The organism is Plantactinospora sp. CNZ320 (genome assembly GCF_002846275.1).
The window spans coordinates 4517007-4536854 of the sequence record NZ_PJMP01000001.1; the positions used below are offsets into that span (position 1 = coordinate 4517007).

Genomic DNA, 19848 nt, shown 5'->3' on the forward strand with positions numbered 1-19848 from the left:
GGGACGCCGAACGGCCGACACGACGTACCCGAAACACACGCCCCGGCGTTCGCTGAGTCTCTGCTGAGGGTCGGCGGGCCGTCCGAGTCGGGTCCCACGGAGCCAACGAGCAGGGATAGCATCCGCTGGTGCGGTACTTGACGCGGTCATTCGCTGTCGGGGCCTTGCGGCGGGGCAAAGGGATCGAGCAGTTCCTTGGCCCGGCCGACGTCGCGGGCGAGCCTGCGATCCGTTGGGTCTCCATCGACCCCTGGGACGGCCATTACCGGGTCTCGAAACACCTGGTGCGTGACCCTGACGACGAGGACTTCCGCGACCTGGCCAACCTGCTGCCGCTCGACCCGGTGGAGGAGCAGTACGTCGGACAGGGCCGCGAACTCGCACTGGTGCCCGACCCGGAGACGGCGATCGCACAGGCGGAGACGCTCGCCAACGCCGTGCCTGAGCGGTGGGTCAACCATGGGGTCGCAGGCGAGGATTACGCAGATTTCGTCCGCTCGCGACGCGGCACAAAATCAGACAGGTAACGTCATTTTGAAGGCTCGTTACCGTCTGCCCGGATGTGTCCGCTGTGCCTGCTCAACGGAGGGGTAGCGGGGCACGGAGGGGTAGCGGGACGCGGAGGGGTAGCGGGGAGCCCTACGCCTCGCCATCTGACCAGAAGCCGTTCGTCCCCCGGCGCCGCGTCCGGCTGTCTCGCCGCTGACTTCGAACCTCCAGAGCCACCCCAAAAGTCGAGCAAACGCAGGAACAGATGAGGTTTGACCAGCATGAATACGCTTCACCACCAAAAGCGACGACCCCCGTCGGGGGGAGACGGGGGTCGTCTGGGGTTCGGCTCCGGGGGGGTCGAGCCGAACCCGCCCGGCGGTCACGGGGGGTGCGACCGCCGAGGTCTACCGAGCACAGAGGATATGAAAGTGTGTCGCAACTACAAGCATGCCTGAGGTGACCCGTATACGTCGAGTGGCGTTGACTTCCACTCCCTGCGAAAGCCCACCTTCGCCCTGTGACCGTGATCACGCCAAGGCTGATCGGCCGATCAGGGGGTAACCGGTCGGCAGGTGCCAAACGTGACCCCGCGCACCCGCTGACCATAGACCATCCGGATAGACTTTCGCGCCGTGGGCCGAAGCGCCGCTTTCTTCGATCTGGACAAGACCGTCATCGCCAAGTCGAGCGCGTTGGCGTTCGGTCGGCCGTTCTACCGGGACGGCCTGATCACACGCCGCGACGTGGTCAAGTCCGCGTACGCCCAGCTGATGTTCCGGCTGGGTGGCACCGACGAGCAGACGATGGCGCGTACCCGCGACTATCTGGCGACGCTGTGCAAGGGCTGGCGGGTGGAGCAGGTCCGGCAGATCGTGGCCGAGACGCTGCACGAGCTGATCAACCCCTACGTGTACGCCGAGGCCGCCGCACTGATCGAGGAGCACCAGGCTGCCGGTCGTGACGTCGTACTCGTCTCCGCCTCCGGCGAGGAGATGGTCCGGCCGATCGGTGAACTCCTCGGTGTCGCCGACGTGATCGCCACCCGGATGACCGTGGTGGACGGGCGGTACAGCGGCGAGGTGGAGTTCTACGCCGCCGGCCCGAGCAAGGTCGACGCGGTCGGCGAGTTGGCCAAGGAGCGCGGGTACGACCTCGCCGCCTCGTACGCCTACTCAGACTCGGTCAGCGACCGTCCGCTGCTGGAGTGTGTCGGGCATCCGAGCGTGGTCAACCCGGACCGGGCGCTACGCAAGCTCGCCATGGAGAACGGCTGGCCGGTGCTGGAGTTCCGGCACCCGGTGCCGCTCGGTCGCCGGCTCCGGGAGCGTCCCGCCGTGCCAGTCGCGGCTGCGGCGATCGGGGTCGGCGTCGGGGTCGCCATCGGCATCGCCTGGTACGGCCGGCACCGCCGGGCCCGCGCCACCACCGCCTGACAGGTGTTAGGAAGGGCCCCTTTATATACAGAATGCGCTAAGGAGGGGCCCTTCCTTACAGCAGTCCTTACAGCAGAACCTCGTCGGCGATCTCGGTGAGCCGCTCGGCGCCGAGTTCGACCGCCGTCGTGTAGTGCCGGAGCCAGGAGCGGAGCCCGTCCGGAGTACCCGTGGCGAAGGCGCCGGCCGCGCCGACGTACTCCGGTTCACGTTCCAGATGCCCCAGGTCGACGGCGATCAGGCCGCGCGGGTCGAAACCGGTGGAGATGAGGGTGAGCCGGGCGGCGGCCCTGGCCACCACCCCGGACGGGCCGGCGAAGGGGCGCAGCGCCAGCAGTTCCCCGTGTACGACGGCAGCCAGCACCACCGGCGGGACCGACGTGCCACCGGCGACCAGTCCGGCCAACCCGTCCAGCCGAGCGCCGAGCGCGTGCGGCACGGCAGGCCCTTCGGCGGCGTACTCCGGGGCGGGGCGGCCGAGCGCCTCCTCCGGTACCGCCGCACGGGCGGCCAGGGTGTGCAGCCGGGCGAGCACCTGCCGGGGTGCCTTCGGCCACAGGTCGGCCAGCCCGGGCAGCGCACCGGCGACCCGGAGGGCGCCCTGCAGCACCGGGTCGGTCACGGTCCCGGCGCGAACCGTCTCGCGCTCGTGGGCGTACCCCTCCAGCGCGGAGCTGGCCACCGCGGACCGCAGGCTGACCTCGGCCGCGACCTGGCCGCCCTGCCGGCGCAACGCGCGGTGCCGCAACGCCTGGTCGACCCGCTCGCGGGCCCGGTCGACGGCGGGTGCGACGTCGGCGAGGTCCAGCAGCGGGGCGAGCGGGTCGGCGGCCATGCTGTCACCGTAGTTGCCGGTCGGCGCAGGCCAGCGCCCGGCGCCGGAACCCACGCCACCCCGCCGCCATCCGACCCAGCGCCGGACTCCCGCCACGCCGTCGGCGGTCGGACAGCGCCGTGACCGGCGAGCGCCGCAGCGCGGCCATTCGGCGCGTCTGGTCGCGCGAGTGGCACGGACCCCTCGCCCCGGCTACCAGGCCCGATTAACCTCCTACCGAACGACACTGACGCGATGCCTGAGGAGCCACCCACCATGAGCGAGACTCTGGCAAACCTTTTGCAGGAGACCCGGCAGTTCCCGCCGCCGGCCGATCTTGCCGCCGCCGCCAACGTCACCGCGGACGCCTACGAGGATGCCGCCGGCGACCGGTTGGCGTTCTGGGCGCGGCAGGCGGGCCGGCTGGACTGGTCCAAGGAGTGGGACCAGGTCCTCGACTGGTCGAACCCGCCGTTCGCGAAGTGGTTCGTCGGCGGGAAGCTCAACGTCGCCTACAACTGCCTGGACCGGCACGTCGCCGCCGGGCACGGCGACCGGGTGGCCATCCACTGGGAGGGCGAGCCCGGCGACACCCGTACCCTCACCTACGCCGACCTGCTGGCCCTGACCAGCCAGGCGGCGAACGCGCTGACCGACCTCGGGGTCACCGCCGGGGACCGGGTGGCGATCTACCTGCCGATGATCCCGGAGGCGGCGGCCGCGATGCTCGCCTGCGCCCGGATCGGCGCCACCCACAGCGTGGTCTTCGGCGGCTTCTCCGCCGACGCGCTCACCAACCGGATCCAGGATGCCAGCGCCAAGGTGGTGATCACCGCCGACGGCGGGTTCCGCCGGGGTAAGCCGTCGGCGCTGAAGCCGACCGTCGACGAGGCGGTCGCCAAGTGCCCGACGATCGAGCGGGTGCTGGTGGTCCGGCGTACCGGGCAGGAGGTGGCCTGGAACGACGAGAAGGACCTGTGGTGGCACGAGGCGGTGGAGACCGCCTCGACCGAGCACACACCGGAGGCGTTCGACGCCGAGCACCCGCTCTTCATTCTCTACACCAGCGGTACGACGGCGAAGCCGAAGGGCATCCTGCACACCTCCGGCGGCTACCTGACCCAGGTCGCGTACACCCACCACGCGGTCTTCGACCTGAAGCCCGAGACCGACGTCTACTGGTGCAGCGCCGACATCGGCTGGGTGACCGGGCACTCCTACATCGTGTACGGCCCGCTGGCCAACGGTGCCACCCAGTTGATGTACGAGGGCACCCCGGACACCCCGCACAAGGGCCGCTTCTGGGAACTGGTGCAGAAGCACAGGGTGACGATCCTCTACACCGCGCCCACCCTGATCCGCACGATGATGAAGTGGGGCGACGACATCCCCCGCGAGTACGACCTCTCCTCGCTGCGCCTGCTCGGCAGCGTCGGCGAGCCGATCAACCCGGAAGCCTGGATCTGGTACCGGGAGAACATCGGCCGGGGCGGCTGCCCGATCGTCGACACCTGGTGGCAGACCGAGACCGGCGGCATCATGATCTCCCCGTTGCCCGGGGTGACCTCGACCAAGCCGGGCAGTGCGATGCGTCCGCTGCCGGGAGTCAGTGCCGAGGTGGTCGACGACCAGGCGCAGCCGGTGCCGAACGGTGGCGGCGGCTTCCTGGTGCTGACCGAGCCGTGGCCGTCGATGCTGCGCACCATCTGGGGCGACGACCAGCGGTTCATCGACACCTACTGGTCCCGTTTCGAGGGGCTCTATTTCGCCGGTGACGGAGCGAAGAAGGACGACGACGGCGACCTGTGGCTGCTCGGTCGGGTCGACGACGTGATGCTGGTGTCCGGGCACAACATCTCGACCACCGAGGTGGAGTCGGCGCTGGTCTCGCACCCGTCGGTCGCCGAGGCGGCGGTGGTCGGCGCGACCGACCCGACCACCGGGCAGGCGATCGTCGCCTTCACCATTCCGCGCGGCTCGGTCGACAGCGAGGGGAACGCGGGCGAGGCGCTCATCGCCGAGCTGCGCGAGCACGTCTCCAAGACCCTCGGCCCGATCGCCAAGCCCCGGCAGATCATGTTGGTGTCGGAGCTGCCGAAGACCCGCTCCGGGAAGATCATGCGCCGGTTGCTCCGCGACGTGGCCGAGAACCGCTCGCTCGGCGACGTCACCACGTTGCAGGACTCCTCGGTGATGGACATGATCTCGACCGGCATGCACTCCGGCAAGTCCGACGAGGACTGAGCCCGCAAGGACTGAGCCCGCAAGGACCGGACCGACGAGGACCGAGCCGGCGAGGACAAACTGTCGCCGGGACCGGTGGCAACACCAGATCCGCACGATGGGCGGACCCGCTCCGGGTCCGCCCATCGTCGTGCGGGCCGGGGACGCTCGGCCTGCTCAGGGGGTACGGCCACCGCCCGACACCGGCATCACACACCGGTTGCCGCCCCGCGGGACGTGGTACGAGCGCCTACGGTTCCCGCCGTGGCCGAATCGTGACATTCCCATGTTCAAAAATGGCTGCCCGTTAGAATGTTTTCGCCCTGATTAGACATAGATCGGGCCACTCCGACGAGCCGTCTCCAACCCGTGACAGGGTTCGATCGATCTGCAATGGTGGTGGTCGCTTCTGATGACAGCGCCCGCCAAGAGCCGGCCTGTCCTGTAACACTTCCACAAAGGAGGAGGACCTTTGAGGAGACGAGTCACAGCCGGTCTGGCGGGTGCCACGGCCGCGCTGCTGGCCGCCGGCGCGGTCGCTGTGCCGGCGTCCGCCGCTCCGGCGGCGCCTGCCCCGGTCGACCGGGAGCCTCAGGGCGCGGCCCACCGGGCCGACAACCTGCCCGACCCGCTCGCGGAGGAGCACCAGCAGGTCCGCAGGGAGGCGATCGCCGACCTGCTCTCCGGCAAGGCCAAGCTTCAGACCCGCAACGGGTCGAAGGTCATCCAGATCAAGGCTGACCGGTTCGTCGAGTACCAGCAGCCGCCGAAGAGCGACCCGATCTTCAGCATCCTGGTCGAGTTCGGCAACCAGAAGGACCCGCGCACCGGCGGCACCGACGGCCCGCTGCACAACCAGATCAAGCAGCCGGACCGCGTCTACGACGGCGGCGCGACCGACGACAACAGCACCATCTGGCGCGCCGACTACAACCGCCAGTCGTACCTGGACCTCTTCTACGCCAAGGGTAAGGAGTCGATGGCCGACTTCTACCTGAAGCAGTCGGGCGGCCGGTACACCGTCGGCGGTGACGTCAGCGACTGGGTCAAGGTCCCGTTCAACGAGGCCCGGTACGGCAGCAACGAGATCGCCGAGCGCGACGGCTACTGGAACTTCGTCAAGGACACCGCCACCGCCTGGTACGAGTCGCAGGTCGCGGCGGGCAAGACCCAGGCGCAGATCAAGCAGTACCTCGCCCAGTTCGACGTCTGGGACCGTTACGACCACGACGGCGACGGCAACTTCAACGAGGCCGACGGCTACATCGACCACTTCCAGGCGGTGCACGCCGGTGAGGGCGAGGAGGCCGGCGGCGGCGCGCAGGGCGCGGACGCGATCTGGTCGCACCGCTGGGCCGCCTTCACCGACCTCGCCGGCTCGGCCGGGCCGGAGTTCAACAAGGCCGGCGGGGTGCAGATCGGTGACAGCGGGATCTGGATCCGTGACTACACCACGGAGCCGGAGAACGGTGGCCTGGGCGTCTTCGCCCACGAGTACGGCCACGACCTCGGCCTGCCCGACCTGTACGACACCCAGGGCGGCGACAACGGTGTCGGGTTCTGGAGCCTGATGGCCTCGGGCTCCTGGCTCAACGAGGGCAAGCAGGAGATCGGCACCAAGCCCGGTTACATGGACCCGTGGTCCAAGCTCTACCTGGGCTGGCTGAACTACTCCACAGTGGATTGGGACAGCGGCACCACGTACGCCACCCTCGGGGCGGCCGGCGACACCGACGGCCTCGCCCAGGCGACAGTGGTGAACCTGCCCGGCCAGGAGGTCACCATCCCGTTCAACACTCCGTTCGCTGGCGAGCGCGAGTGGTGGGGCGGTACCGGTGACAACCTGAACAACACGATGACCCGGACCCTCGACCTCACCGGCGCCACCAGTGCCTCGGTCAACGCCAAGGCGTGGTACCAGATCGAGGAGAACTTCGACTACCTCTTCGCGGAGGTGTCGGCGGACGGCGGGGCCACCTGGGCCAAGCTGAGCCACCCGCTGATCGAGCCGGGCGAGAGCGGCATCGACGGTTCCACGAGCGGCGAGTGGATCGACCTGAACTTCGACCTCTCGGCGTACCTGGGCAAGTCGGTGCAGTTCCGCTACCGCTACCAGAGCGACACCGGCACCAACTTCGCCGGCGCGTTCCTCGACAACATCTCGCTGGTCAAGGACGGTACGCCGGTCTGGACCGACGGGGCGGAGACCGAGCAGCCGGAGTGGACCGTCCGCGGCTTCACCCGGTCGGTCGGTTCGGTCACCGAGCTGCGTCCGCGCTTCTACATCGCCGAATACCGGACCTACTACGGGTACGACAAGGTCCTGGAGACCGGTCCGTACAACTTCGGCTGGCAGAACTCGAAGCCGGACTGGGTGGAGCGGTTCAAGAACCCGCAGGGTCTGCTCATCTGGTACGTGAACTACGCGTACGAGGACAACGACACCATCGACCACCCGGGCTTCGGCCTGAACCTGCCGGTCGACGTCCGGCCCGGCCCGATCACGGTGCCCGGGGTCGGCAACGTCACCAACCGGCGCAGCAGCTACGACGCCACGTTCAGCCGGTTCGCCAAGCCGGCGCAGACGTTCCACCTCAACGGGGTGGCGACCACGGTGCCGAAGCTGAACCCGGTGACGGTCTTCAACGACTCGGACCCGAACCAGTACTGGTCGGCGCAGAACCCGATGAACTCGGTGAAGGTGGCCGGTACCGGCACCAAGATCGAGCTGCTGTTGGAGAACCGCCTCATCAGTGACCTGGCGATCATCAAGATCACCAACTGAGGGATCTACGGCTGATTTGACGTACCACGGCCGGGGCCGGAAGCGCACAGAGCGCTTCCGGCCCCGCTCGCGTCCGCGCCCGACGAGGTCAGCGCCGGTACCCGGGCCACCCGGCCGGCGGCCGTGTCCAGGCAGGTACGGTCAGCCGGCGGCCAGGTCGAGCCAGCCGTACCGGTGCTCGCAGGGCGGCCCGGCCGCGATGCCGAACCGGCGGTCGTCCAGGTCCAGCAGCACCGAGTAGACCGTTTCGGAGCGCTCGGCCGGCGGCATCCGCTCGTCCACGTGCCGGCAGATGGCGTGCGGAAAACTCGCGTGGTCCCGGAAGAGCCCGGCGAGGTCGCCCTCGCCGACCTTGCCGACCGCCGCCTTCGCTGCCAGCAGCCGCCTGGCCCGGGCGGACCGGAACAGCGACGAGCCGCCGAAGTCCTTGACCGTGTCGTGGACCGGCAGCCCCGTCTCCAGATGGTTGGCGTGGGTGAGATACCCGTCCACCGGGTGCAGCCAGCCGGCGTCCCCGGGTACCAGCTCCAGGTCGATCAGCTCGCCACCGGCCTCCGCCGCCTGCCCGAGCAGCAGGTTGATCGAGCTGTTCCGGTTGCCCCGGAAGGTGACCTTCAGTGCCTCGGTCAGGTTCTCCGCCTCCAGTGCCGCCCGCAGCAGCACGTGGTACGGCACACCCGGCTCGACCCCGGGCTCGGGCAACCCGTCCCGGTCACAGCCGAGCATGTTGACGCAGACGCCGACCCCCGCCGAGTTCAGCCCGGTCTTGGCGACCATGCCCGCCTCGGTCAGGGTCAGTACGCTCAACCCGCGCTCGTCCCGGGTGGCCAGCAGCAGCATCACGTCCCGCTGGTCGGGATGCCAGTCCCAGTTCTGCCCGAGCAGCAGGTGACCGTTTCCGGTGTGGGTGCCGAGCACCCCGACGGCGGTACACCCACCGGCACCCGCGTCCGGTGGCACGGCGGACCCGCCGCCCCGGTGCCGGCCGTAGATCAGCTCGGTACGCGCGTTCAACGCGTAGATCCGCTCGACCTCGGCCCCGGCCCCCTCGGCCACCCCGTCGAGCAGCTCGGCGACCCGGGGGTGGTGCCGGCGGGTCGCCTCCCGGAAGGCCCGGCCGGCGGCGGTCACCGCCGCGCTGTCCAACCCGCCCTCCTCGCGGAACCGCCGCAGGTAGAACTCCAGGTTGGCAGTGATCAGGTCACGGGCCGCGGCACCGTACCCGGCACCGCACTCGGCCGGGGTGCCCTGCACCCGGATCAGCGGTACCGGCAGGTCGGAATGGTCGAGCCGACGCGCGGAAGTCATGCCAGCACGCTAACCGTCCGACCCGGTCGACGTCACCGCCGTTACTGATCCCCTAGTCAGCGAGCCGGACGGTCCTGTCGTCAGGGGCCGCTCCCGAGCCCGGGGAAATCCCCGGACGATCCCCTGATCCCTAGGTTGCGGCGGATCAGTCCCGGCCCGGTGGCCCTAGGCTGTCGACATGACGGAGCGAACCGGCCAGGTCAGCGAGGAGCGGCGCGGCGCGGGCAGCCGGCCGTGTCCCGACGTCCGGAACGCCGAGCGGCGTGCTCGACCGGCAGCGGCGCCCGGGACCGCCGACGCACCGGGGAGGGCCGGATGAGCAAGCGCGGCGCCGGCCGCAGGTCAGTCGTCGACGAGTCCTGCGTACTGGTGGAGGGGCCGTGGACGCACCGCTTCGTCGGCGCCAACGGCAGCCGGTTCCACGTCGTCGAGGCCGGCAGCGGGCCGCTGGTACTCTTCCTGCACGGCTTCCCCGAGTTCTGGTGGGCCTGGCACGAGATGCTTCCGGCGGTCGCTGACGCCGGCTACCGGGCCGTCGCGGTCGACCTGCGCGGCTACGGCGCCAGCGACAAGCCACCCCGGGGGTACGACGGCTACACCCTCGCCGCCGACGTGGCCGGACTGATCCGGGCACTCGGCGAACGCTCGGCGGTGCTGGTCGGCTCGGGCGCCGGCGGCATGATCGGCTGGACCGCCGCCTCCTTCCACCCGAGCCTGGTACGCCGGCTGGTGGTGCTCGCGGCACCGCATCCGCTGCGGCTGCGAGCCGGAATCTTCGCCGACCCGCGTGGCCAGTTCGCGGCGGCCACCCCCACGCTGAAGTTCCAGATTCCCCGGTACGAGCACGTGCTGACCCGGGACGACGCGGCGCTGGTCGGCTACTTCCTGCAACGCTGGGGCGGCCCGCGCTGGGTCGAGAGCCCCGGTTTCGCCGACTATGCGGAGCGCTGCCGGCAGGCGATGCGGATCCCACAGGCAGCGTTCTGTGCGATGGAGGGCTACCGGTGGGCGTTCCGGTCGGTACTCCGGCTGCACGGCTACCGGTTCGTCAAGCTGATGCAGAAGCCGCTGGTCACCCCGACCCTGCAACTGCACGGCGCGCTGGACGAGGCGTCGCTGCCGCGTACCGCCCAGGGCTCCAGCCGCTACGTGGTGGCCCCGTACGAGTGGAGGCTGCTCGACGGCGTCGGTCACTTCCCGCACGTCGAGGCGACCGACCTGGTGCTGGGCGAGGTACTGCGCTGGGCCAAGTCCTGACCGGGTACGCCGGTCGTCACGAGAACGCGTCAGGCGCGGTTCTCGCGCAGGTCGGTGACCTCGGCTGCCGGCGCCCAGCCCTGGTAGACCCCGAAGTCGAACGCCTCCAGCCCCATCGCCTCGGCGACCGGCCAGCGCCCACCGGTGTACTCCACCCGCAGCCAGTTGTCGTGCTGGGCGAGCACGATGAACGGCTGGCCCTGCCACGAACACCTGGTGCGGACGTAGACCAGCTCGCCGACCTCGGCCGCGGCCACCACCCGGACGTACCGCCCGGGGCGGACCTCCTCGAAGCCCTCGCCCGGTTCCGCCTGGTAGAGGCGTACGTCGTCACCGGCCGGGCTGGCCTCGTACTCCCGGCCACGCCACTGGGCAACGTAACCGTCGCGCATCAGTCCTCCTCGACCCGACGCCAGACGGGTACGTCACAGTCCAGCGTCGCCACCAGTCGCTCGGTGCCGTCGAGACCGATCCGGTAGAGCTGCGCGCCGTGCGGCAGCCGTACACTGTCCACTTTGAACTCGGCCACCACGTCGCTGCTCTCCCCTGGCGCGAACCCGTTGCCCCGGAACGGCGGCCGCTCGATCACCCAGCCCTCCATCGCCCGCATGGCGGCCTCGTTCTGCCCGCCGTACGGGATGCGGTAGAGGCTGGGCCGGTGCGCCGGCCACCGGAGTACGTAGATCTCCTCGGCGTCCCGGTCGAAGGCCGAACCGGGGTGGTTGAGGCCGAGCGCGGCGTAGAGCTTCGCCGGGGTACGCAGATGGGCGACCTCGGACGCCCGGTGCACGAAGCCTGACACCCGGTCGTAGCCCCGGTCGAGATAGTAGGAGAGCTGGCTGGGGGCGATGGTCTTCTGCATCATCGTCGGCCGCCCCGGGTCCTCCCGAGCCGGCTCGTACGTCGGCCGTGGCGCCTCCTCCTCGGCCGGGGCCTGCGGCGCCGGCTCGCCCGTGTCGTCGCCGAGTCCCACCTCGGCGGCCCAGTTCGCCAGCGCGACGATCTGCCCACCCGGCAGCTTCGCCCCGACCGGGGTGCCCGGGTTGACCGCGAAGGAGTAGTTGTCGTCCGGCCACCGCCGGATCAACTGGGCGAACTTGACCTCGACCGTGTCGATGGTCTCCGGCAGGTGGTCACCGAGCCGCTCCGGCGAGGTGAACACCACGACGTAGCGCTCCCCGTCCAACAGCTCGGTACGCCACTCGAAGCCGTCGTCACCGGGCCGGCTGCCGGGGGCCGAGTTGAACGCCACCGGCAACAGCACCCTGGCCAACAGCAGGGTGGAGAGGAACGTGTCGGTACTGCCGTCGCCGGCCGCGTCGAGCAGGCTCTGCTCGACCTCGTTGGCGGGGGCGAAATCCGACGGTAGCCGCCGGACGGAAGCCGGATCGGCGCCGACCGGTGCTGACTCGGCGGCAACGGGTTCGGTCGTACCCGGAGCGGAGTCCGGCAGGTGGCCACCGGCCACCCCGGCCGGGATCGGTGCGGTCGTGGCGTTCCCGGCCCGAATCGGTTCGGTCGTGGCCGTTGCCGAGCCGAACTGCTCGCTGGCCGGCGGGCCGCCGCCAAGCCGCTCGGTGACCTGAGGGCCGGCGGCGAACTGCTCGGTCACCTGGGAGCCGACGGCAAACTGCTCGGTGGCCTGAGAGCCGGCGCCAAACTGCTCCGTGGCCTGAGAGCCGGCGCCAAACTGCTCGGTGACCTGAGAACCAGCGGCGAACTGTGCACGCGCCGATCGACCGGCGGAGAACTGCTCGGCAACTCGGCCGGCGGAGACCTGCTCGCGCGCCGATCGACCGGCGGCAGCCTCTCCGGTGCCGGTCGGGCCGGCGGTGAAGCTCTCGGTGGGCAGCGAGCCCATCGTCAGGGAGTCCGTCATGAACGAACGGCCGTCGAACGACTGGCTGAGCCCGGTGCCGGTACGGATCGGCTCGGTGGGACCGGCTTCGGCCGCTGCGGCCGGTTCCGAGCCGGTGGTCTCCCGGCCGGCGGCTGCGGTGGTTTCGGAGCGTACGGCTGCGGCGGTTTCCGGGCCGGCGGCTTCGGCATCGGCGCTGGGCCGGCCCACCGGGAGCGGATCGACGGCGGGCCAGTTCACCGGAGGCGGGTCAGCGGCGGGCCGGGTGGCGGCTGCCTCGTGGACGACCGTCGGATCGTCAGCGGTCGTACCGGACCACAGCGCACCGTCCCCGGACGGTTCCTCGCCGGCCGGACGCCGGGATACCGGGGTGAACAGCGACGGTTCGGCGGGCGCGGGCGATGGCGTCCGTGCCTCCGGTGCCGGAGCCTGTGACGGCGGCGTCCGCTGGGCAACCGGACCGGCCGTCCGCTCCTCGGGGATCTCGATCCGCTCGGTGGGCCGGTCGAACTGCTGGCCAGCGGGTCCGTGCCAGGCTGGCGGCGGCGCAGCCGGTGTGCCGTTCGACGGCGGCGCGGACACCGACGAGGGGGGTGCGGACACCGACGACGGCGGCGCGGACACCGACGAGGGAACGGCCGATGTTCCCGCGCCGGGGCTTCCGTTCGCCATGGGCGCCGAGGCGGGTCGGGTCGGTCCTGCCGGCGTCATCCAGCCCGCAGAGGTGTCTTCGGAGATCTGGCTGCCGAACTCCCCGCCCAGTCCGTCCCGGGCCGGTGTCGGTGCGATCACCGGCACCGTGGCCGGAGCGCCGCTCGTCGGCGCCGGTGACGGGGTCGGTGCCGGTCCCGACAGGGACACGGTCGGATCGCCCGGGGCCTGGGCCGCCGTGGCTGGTTCGCGGATCGGAAATGTCGTCCGGGCAGCATCGCCCGCCGCCTCGGCAGGTCGGGACTGCTCGGCCGGCTCGCGGAGCGACTCGACCGGATCCCGCGCCGACTCCACCGGTCCGGACACCTCGGCCGGCTCACGGAACCCCTCGGCCGGCTCACGGAACGACCCGACCGGCTCGCGGAACGACTCACGGAACGACCCGACCGGCTCACGGAACGCCTCGGTCGGCCCACGGAACGACTCGACGGGCTCACGGAACGGCTCGATCGGCTCACGGAAGGTGTCGAGCGGCTCACGGAACGGCTCGACCGCACCCCGCGCCGGCTGCGCAGGCCAGGACGACTCGACCGCCTCCCGGGCCGGCTGCGCAGGCCAGGGCGACTCAGCGGGCTCGGCCGGCCGGAACGGCAACCCCTCCGGCTCGACCGACCGGAACGCTCCGGCCGGCTCGGGCTCGGCCCTGGGCGGCCCGTCCGGCAGGCGACGCGGCACCGCCGCGGTGGCCCGGGCCCGGGCCCGCTCGACCTGCTCCAGCCGCGCCCGGGCGCCCATGCTGCGGCCGGGGAGTCGTACGTCGCCCCGGGAAAGCTGGGAGACGAACCAGGCGGGCAGGTAACCCTCGATCGGCAGACCCGGGTTGACCGCGAGCCACCACTCCGGGTTGGGCCAGCCGGCCGCCAACTCCGGATAGGCTGCCCGGCGGGTCGATCCGGCGTTCTCGGCGAGGCACGCGCGCAGGGCGGCGGTGGAGGTGAATGCGAGTACGTGCGTCCGGCCGCCGGTGGTCCAGGTGCCCCAACCCATCGGCGCACGGCCGGCGAGCGCCTCGGCGGAGACCGGCAGCAGCAGATCGGTACGGGCGAGAATGCGGAAATAGAGTTCCTGGTCACCCGCGCGCAGTGCGTCCCGCATCGCGGCCTCGGTCTCGGTGGCCGGCTCCCATTCGGTCACGGCCACCTCCCTCTCGCCGAACAGGCCACAAGCATCGCGTACAACCTACAAGGTGGGGACCGGATCACAATGGTTGGCTGGCGGTGGATGCCGACGACGACACTCCACCGATAGCATCCGGTGGGCGGGTCCGTTGCGTCGACGATCCGGCCCGATGGCGGACCGAACCAATTTCGGAGGCGACCGATGCCTGGCCGGACAATACGACTCACGCTGATCGGTGCGATCACCGCGCTGGTGGTCCCGCCGATCGCGGCCGGTCCGGCCACGGCGGCGCCGCTCGCCCCGCCGATCGCCCAGCGGGCCCTGCCCGGCTGCGACAACAACAACCCACCCGCCCAGCCCATCACCACGATGCCGTGGGCGCAACAGCGGTACGCCCCGGAACGGCTCGCACCGCTGGCCACCGGAGCCGGCGTGACGGTCGCCGTGATCGACTCCGGCGTCGACAAGACGCATCCGCAGATGAAGGGTCGGGTACTGCCGGGCCGGGACTACCTCGACCCGGGCCTCGACGGGACGCGGGACTGCGTACGGCACGGCACCGGCGCGGCCAGCATCATCGCGGCCACTCCCCGGGAGGGCGTCCCGTTCCGGGGGCTGGCCCCGCAGGTCAAGATCCTTCCGGTACGGGTCTCCGAGAAGAAGGTCATCGAGGGTAAGGAATCGGGCGAAAGCGTAACGGTCGAGAAGTTCGCCGAGTCGATCCGCTGGGCGGTCGACAACGGGGCAACCGTGATCAACCTCTCGATCGTCTACTACCAGGACAACCCAACGCTCAAGCGAGCGGTGGAGTACGCCCTGGAGAAGGACGTCGTGATCGTCGCCGCCGCCGGTAACCTGTACGCCGACAAGAACCCGAGGCCGTACCCGACGTCGTACGACGGGGTGATCGGGGTGGGCTCGGTCGGCGAGGACGGGCTGGTCTCCCCGTTCTCGCAGCGCGGCGACTACGTGGACCTGGTCGCCCCCGGCGGCAGCGTCGTGATCGCGGCACCGGAACGCGGGCACATAGTGGAGAACGGCACCAGTTTCGCCACCCCGTTCGTGACCGCCACCGTGGCGCTGATCCGGCAGTACTGGCCCGAACTGAACGCGCGGCAGGTGGCACAGCGGCTGCTCGCCGCCACCGATCCGGTGCCGGGCTCCGACCGGGACGCCTACGGCGCCGGGATGCTCAACCCGTACCGGGCGGTCACCGAGACGGCGGCACCGGCCCGGCGACCGGAGGCCGGCGGGCTGCCACCGCACCAGGTCGACCCGGTGGAGGTGGCCCGTGCCGAGCGGCGCTCGGAGAGCCAGGAGCGGGCGCTCTGGGTCGCCGGCCTCGCCGGTACCGTCGCACTGGTGGCGCTGATCCTCGCCGTCGTACTGCCCCGGGGTGCGCGACGCGGCTGGCGACCCGCCGGCCCGGGGTCCCAGCAACCCTCCCGGCAGGCGCCCTGACCCTCGCCACCACAAGCAGCCGGGGACGGGGCGGTACGGCGCACAAGCAGATGCCCCGGGTGCGGCGCGGATCGCGGGCAGCCCGGGGCAGTCTGGGTGGTACGGAAGGCCTACTGGAACAGGCCGGTGTTCTTCTTCTCGGTGCTGAGGTAGTCCGCGGCGGACTCGTCCAGCGCCATCTTGATGTCACGCAGCATGTTGGACATCTCCGTCGCACCCTGACGCCACCTGGTCTGGCGCTGGAAGTACGCCTGCTGCGCCTCACCCTCCCAGGTGCTCACCAGCGGCGCGGCGTCCGACTCGAGCTGGTCCAGCTGCGAGTCGAGCGTGTTCAACGCCTTCTGGATGTCCGCGCTGGCCTGCTGCAGCGCGGCAAAATTGACGACAAGAAGGCCGTCACTCATCGGATTTTCCCTCCCCGGTCAAATCAGAGCGGCAGCGTCATGCCGCCGGCGTTGGTGGCGTTCATCCGGCTCGACGCCTCGGTGTCGGACGCGTCGTACTGCTGGCCGGAGGTACGGATCGCAGTCGCCGTCTCACGCAGCGCGCGGTGGATCTGCTCCTGGTTCTGCGCCCACTGCTGCTTGACCTGCTCGAACGAGCGGCCACCAGCACCACGCCACGCGCTCTGCAGCACCTCGAGCTGACCCATCATGCTGCTGAGCATGCTCTGCAGCGACTGGTCGACGTTCTCGAACTTCGTGGCGGTCTGTTCCATCACCGCGGCTTCTGCCTGCGTCTGGGACACCCCCGAAGTCACCCCGCTCCCTTAACTCGTCGTCAACCCGGGCGCCCACTGTGGACTCCCGGGCTCGTGTCCGCCACCCCCGCGGGTAACGGCACAACTTGCAATTAACTTCCGTAGCCGACGGTAGCGGGCCGGAGCAAGACTTGGATACCCCTTCTGGGCACCGTGTGGACAAACCCGTACCGCAATGAACCGGACCGACAGCTACGGGCGGTCACCGATATTCTCCCCCATCAGCGCACTTTTCCGCTCGCCCTACTGCACGCCGGCCCGGTCGCGGGCCTTCTCGGGGTCGAGCGCCGGCCCGTCCGGGATGAGCGTGACCAGGGTACTCGGCATCCGTACCCGTTTGGCGGCCCCGTAGCCGAGGTTGCCCAGCACCTCGCCGCTGGTCACCGGATGCCGCCGACCCTGGTCGGTGACGACCGAGATGGCCCCGCCGGTGGCACCGGGCGACGCGGTCGCCTCGACCACCACGCCGCGGCCCGGCTCCAGCACCACCTGGTCGGCGAGGGCACCGCCACGGGCCGACTGCGCCGACGTGGCCGGCGGGTCGGGAATCGCTGACATGTCAGCGCCGATCCGGATGTTCTGCACCCCACGGTCGTCCGGGACGTCGCCGCAGACCACACCACCCTCGGCCGGGGCGATCTTCGGCGTGGTCGCCGGTGCCGCCGCGTCGTTGCCCGGCACCAGGTCGCCCTTCTTCGGCATCGCGCCGTACTCACCCTGGGAGAGCTTGGTTTCCTCGCCCTGCTTCACCGCGTCCCTGGTCAGCAGGATGTTGGCCTGCACCTCGGTGATGTTGTAGAGGCCGTCGCGCTTGGCGACCGCGTACTGGCCGCCGCCGCCCTGCCGCTCGACCAGGAAGACCTCACCGATTTTCGCGCCCTGCACCGCCTCGGACGGCTCACCCGCGTCGGGAATCCGGATCTCGTCCAGGTCGGCACCGGCCGGCAGGGCGTTGAGCAGGGCCGGCGCCACCGGCACCCGCCGCTGGCTGCCCCAGGTCAGCGCGCTGATGATCAGGTCAGGATTCTGGATCAGGTGCCGGCGGTTGTGCCAGATCAGGAAGAGCTGGCCGTTGGGGTGCTCCGCCAGCAGCCCTTCCTCGCCCAGCTCCCGGCCACCGGGCGCCACCTTGCCGATCAGCAGCGTCGACTGTGGCTGCCCGCCGGCACCACCGGTACGCGGCTCGGAGCAGATCGTCCAGCCCCCGGAGAGCAGCCGGTTGCTCGGCGCCAGCGACTCCGGAAGGTCGCGGATGCCCAGCGTCACGCCGCGCGGCTGGCCCTCCAACGACTTGCGCGACACCGACACCGTCTTCGGCGCGGGCTGGCCGACGATGAGCAGCGCAGAGGCGTAGTTGAGCACCGGATGCAGGGTGTTGTCGACGTAGACGTACTGCGCGCCGGACTCCTTCTCGACGATGACCACCGCCGAGTCCTTCCACTTCGTCGCACCGCCGCCGACGAAGACCCCGTAGACCACCGAGCCGCCGATCCCGATCAGCGCGATCAGCACACTGGCCAGGGTGGCACCGGCCGCCCGCCGGAACGGCGACTGCGCGGGATCGGTCTCCCGCATCACCAGCGCGCCCACCACCCGCTGGACCATGAACTGGTAGGAATGCAACTGGTCCTGCCGCGATGGCATGCGGGCCCCCTCTCCGGTTGGTCCGGCCCATACGATAGGCCCCTGAGCGGATCGCGGGGGGCGGGCCCACCGCCGACGCCCATCGGAGGGGAGGCTATCGCGGTGACGCTAACTGCCGCAGACAACCGGACCCGGCCAACCGGCACCCCGGGCAGCCGGATCGACCGGTCGCCACCGGCGCCACTGCCGGCATCGTCCACTCCGTCCCGATCCGGCCTGTTCGGGGTACGGGCCGGGCAGATCGTGGCCCTCCAGGTGGCGCTGGCCCTCGTGCTCGCCGCCGCCAGTCAGGGCCCACTGCTGCTCGCCGGGGCCGCGCTGCTCGCCGTCGCCCTGGTGCTGCTGACCTGGATCCGGATGCGCCGGCGCTGGCTCTTCGAGTGGATCGCCATCGGGCTGCGCTACTCCTCCCGGCAGCGGACGCTTCCGCAGGCCGCGCCGCCGGAGGCCCTGCTGGACCTGGTCAACCCCGGCGCGGTGGTGCTGCCGGTCGACCTCGCCGGTGACGCCGCCTGCATGGTCAGCGACGCCTACGGCCTCACCGCCGTCCTCGAACTCGGCGACCAGGTCGGCATGCTCGCCGACAGCCCGCAGTCGCTGCTCTCCCCGGCCGGCCTGCTGCCGGCGGCCAGCGCGGAGACTCCGCCGATGCGGGTGCAACTGGTGCTCACCGGTGCTCCGGCGCCGACGCTGGGCGCCGGCGGCGGCACCCCGGCGACGTCGTACCGGCAACTGACCGAGGGGCGGCTGCTCGGGCACGAGCGGGCACTGCTCGCCGTCCGGGTGCTACGCGCCGACGGCTGGTCCGACGACGACCTGCGCCGAGCGCTCTCCAGCGCCGTACGCAAGGTGCGCCGCCGGCTCGCCCCGGTACCGACCCGGGTGCTCGGCGAGCGCGCCGCGCTCGGCGTACTCGCGGAGACGGTGCACCACGACGGCGCGCAACCGGCCCGGGAGAACTGGCAGGGCGTCAGCCTCGGCGGCCTGGTGCAGACGACCTTCCGGCTGCGTCGCTGGCCGGATCTGCGGACCGAGGCGGGCCGCCGCTTCGTGCCCCGGCTGCTGGCGCTGCCGGCGACCGCGACCACGGTCTCGGTGAGCGCCGGGCCGTGGGCGGGCAGCGGCACCGACAACATTCGGGTGGACGTCACGGTACGGCTGGCCGCCGACAGTGCCCAGGCGCTCGGTAACGCCGTCCAGGCGCTGCGCCGGCTGCTCTCCGCCGAGCACGCGGTGGCCCGGCGGCTGGACGGCGAGCAGCTCGACGGCGTCGCCGCCACGCTGCCGCTGGGGGTGCTGGGCGCCGGCCCGACCGCCCCGGCACCGGCCACCACCCTGCCATCCTCCTCTGTGGACGCACTCGACCTGCCGATCGGCCTGGCCGGGTTGATGCTCGGCGCCAACCGGCACGGCGCGGCGGTGGTCGCCCGGCTGTTCCGGGCCGAGACCACCCGGGTGGTGCTGATCGGCGGGGTACGCGCCGCGCAGCTCATCGCGCTGCGGGCGATGGCGCTCGGCGCCCGGATCGTGGTGCAGACGGCCCGGCCACGCGCCTGGGAGCCCTTCGTCCGTGGTGCCAGCGGGCCCGGCTCGCCGATCGCGATGATCCCGCCGGGGCGGCCGGTGGGCGGCCCGCCCGGCACCCAACTGCACCCGCTGCTGGTGGTGGTCGACGTCGGCCCGGTGGCCGCCGACTCGCAGCCGGGGCCGGGCTGGCAGACCAGCCTGGTCGTACGCGACGAACTCGCCCCGGTCGACGTCGACGCCGTCTCCCGCGCCGACCTGGTGGTGTTGCAGCCGCTGCGACCGCACGAGGCGCAGCTTGCCGGTCTGGCGCTCGGCCTCGGCGACTCGGCGGACTGGCTGACCCGGATCCGGTCCGACATGGTCGGGGTGATCAACCGTCGGGTGCTGCGCTGGGCGCTGCTCTCGGCCACCCCGATCGAGGCTCAACTGATCGGCCCACCGGCCCGGTAGGCCCGC

General features: G+C 71.2%; 15 protein-coding genes. 8 read left to right on the plus strand and 7 right to left on the minus strand.

Translation table 11 applies throughout. The annotated features are described in order from the left end of the window. The first annotated feature begins 128 nt into the window (after positions 1–128). Together CLT71_RS20085 and CLT71_RS20090 are read left to right on the plus strand one after the other, a co-directional pair. Complete coding sequence (locus CLT71_RS20085) at positions 129–527, plus strand: hypothetical protein (RefSeq protein ID WP_101368455.1); 399 nt, start codon at positions 129–131, stop codon at positions 525–527. A 597-nt stretch (positions 528–1124) separates the two neighbouring features. Beyond that, on the plus strand, positions 1125–1925 hold the full coding sequence (locus CLT71_RS20090; protein WP_101368456.1) for an HAD-IB family hydrolase: 801 nt from the start codon (positions 1125–1127) through the stop codon (positions 1923–1925). Between the two features lie 67 nt (positions 1926–1992). Here the strand turns inward: CLT71_RS20090 and CLT71_RS20095 are convergent, their stop codons facing one another. After that, positions 1993–2760: an oxidoreductase gene (locus CLT71_RS20095; protein WP_101371624.1), complete on the minus strand. Its 768-nt coding sequence runs from the start codon at positions 2758–2760 to the stop codon at positions 1993–1995. Positions 2761–3015: 255 nt separating this feature from the next. Between CLT71_RS20095 and acs the strand changes: the two genes are divergently transcribed. Further along, complete coding sequence (gene acs / locus CLT71_RS20100) at positions 3016–4983, plus strand: acetate--CoA ligase (RefSeq protein WP_101368457.1); 1968 nt, start codon at positions 3016–3018, stop codon at positions 4981–4983. A 451-nt stretch (positions 4984–5434) separates the two neighbouring features. Further along, the gene (locus CLT71_RS20105; RefSeq protein ID WP_199187663.1) at positions 5435–7747 is read left to right on the plus strand and encodes an immune inhibitor A domain-containing protein; all 2313 of its coding nucleotides are present in this window, start codon (positions 5435–5437) and stop codon (positions 7745–7747) included. Positions 7748–7888: 141 nt separating this feature from the next. Here the strand turns inward: CLT71_RS20105 and CLT71_RS20110 are convergent, their stop codons facing one another. Beyond that, on the minus strand, positions 7889–9055 hold the full coding sequence (locus CLT71_RS20110) for a C45 family autoproteolytic acyltransferase/hydrolase (protein WP_101368458.1): 1167 nt from the start codon (positions 9053–9055) through the stop codon (positions 7889–7891). 178 nt (positions 9056–9233) lie between these two features. Here CLT71_RS20110 and CLT71_RS37075 point away from each other — a divergent pair, with 178 nt between their 5' ends. Beyond that, the gene (locus CLT71_RS37075; protein ID WP_158242269.1) at positions 9234–9374 is read left to right on the plus strand and encodes a hypothetical protein; all 141 of its coding nucleotides are present in this window, start codon (positions 9234–9236) and stop codon (positions 9372–9374) included. Further along, positions 9371–10312, plus strand: coding sequence for an alpha/beta fold hydrolase (locus tag CLT71_RS20115; RefSeq protein ID WP_101368459.1), 942 nt, complete (start codon positions 9371–9373; stop codon positions 10310–10312). The genes CLT71_RS37075 and CLT71_RS20115 overlap by 4 nt, the downstream gene beginning before the upstream one ends. Positions 10313–10341: 29 nt before the next feature. Here CLT71_RS20115 and CLT71_RS20120 read toward each other — a convergent pair whose 3' ends face one another. Both CLT71_RS20120 and CLT71_RS20125 read right to left on the minus strand, forming a co-directional pair. After that, on the minus strand, positions 10342–10707 hold the full coding sequence (locus CLT71_RS20120) for a hypothetical protein (protein WP_101368460.1): 366 nt from the start codon (positions 10705–10707) through the stop codon (positions 10342–10344). Beyond that, positions 10704–14015 (minus strand): SseB family protein, encoded by a 3312-nt coding sequence (locus CLT71_RS20125; protein ID WP_486483362.1) that lies wholly within the window; start codon positions 14013–14015, stop codon positions 10704–10706. The genes CLT71_RS20120 and CLT71_RS20125 overlap by 4 nt, the downstream gene beginning before the upstream one ends. A 186-nt stretch (positions 14016–14201) precedes the next feature. Here CLT71_RS20125 and mycP point away from each other — a divergent pair, with 186 nt between their 5' ends. Continuing rightward, entirely contained in the window at positions 14202–15461 is a 1260-nt protein-coding gene (gene mycP / locus CLT71_RS20135) for a type VII secretion-associated serine protease mycosin (protein WP_101368461.1), read from the plus strand. A 110-nt stretch (positions 15462–15571) separates the two neighbouring features. Here mycP and CLT71_RS20140 read toward each other — a convergent pair whose 3' ends face one another. The 3 genes from CLT71_RS20140 to eccB form a co-directional block, all read right to left on the minus strand. Continuing rightward, entirely contained in the window at positions 15572–15865 is a 294-nt protein-coding gene (locus CLT71_RS20140) for a WXG100 family type VII secretion target (protein WP_101368462.1), read from the minus strand. A gap of 23 nt (positions 15866–15888) precedes the next feature. Then, on the minus strand, positions 15889–16209 hold the full coding sequence (locus CLT71_RS20145; RefSeq protein WP_101368463.1) for a WXG100 family type VII secretion target: 321 nt from the start codon (positions 16207–16209) through the stop codon (positions 15889–15891). Positions 16210–16464: 255 nt separating this feature from the next. Beyond that, positions 16465–17865: a type VII secretion protein EccB gene (gene eccB / locus CLT71_RS20150; RefSeq protein WP_101368464.1), complete on the minus strand. Its 1401-nt coding sequence runs from the start codon at positions 17863–17865 to the stop codon at positions 16465–16467. Between the two features lie 102 nt (positions 17866–17967). Between eccB and eccE the strand changes: the two genes are divergently transcribed. Further along, entirely contained in the window at positions 17968–19842 is a 1875-nt protein-coding gene (gene eccE / locus CLT71_RS20155; protein WP_486483363.1) for a type VII secretion protein EccE, read from the plus strand. The last annotated feature ends 6 nt before the right edge of the window (positions 19843–19848 follow it).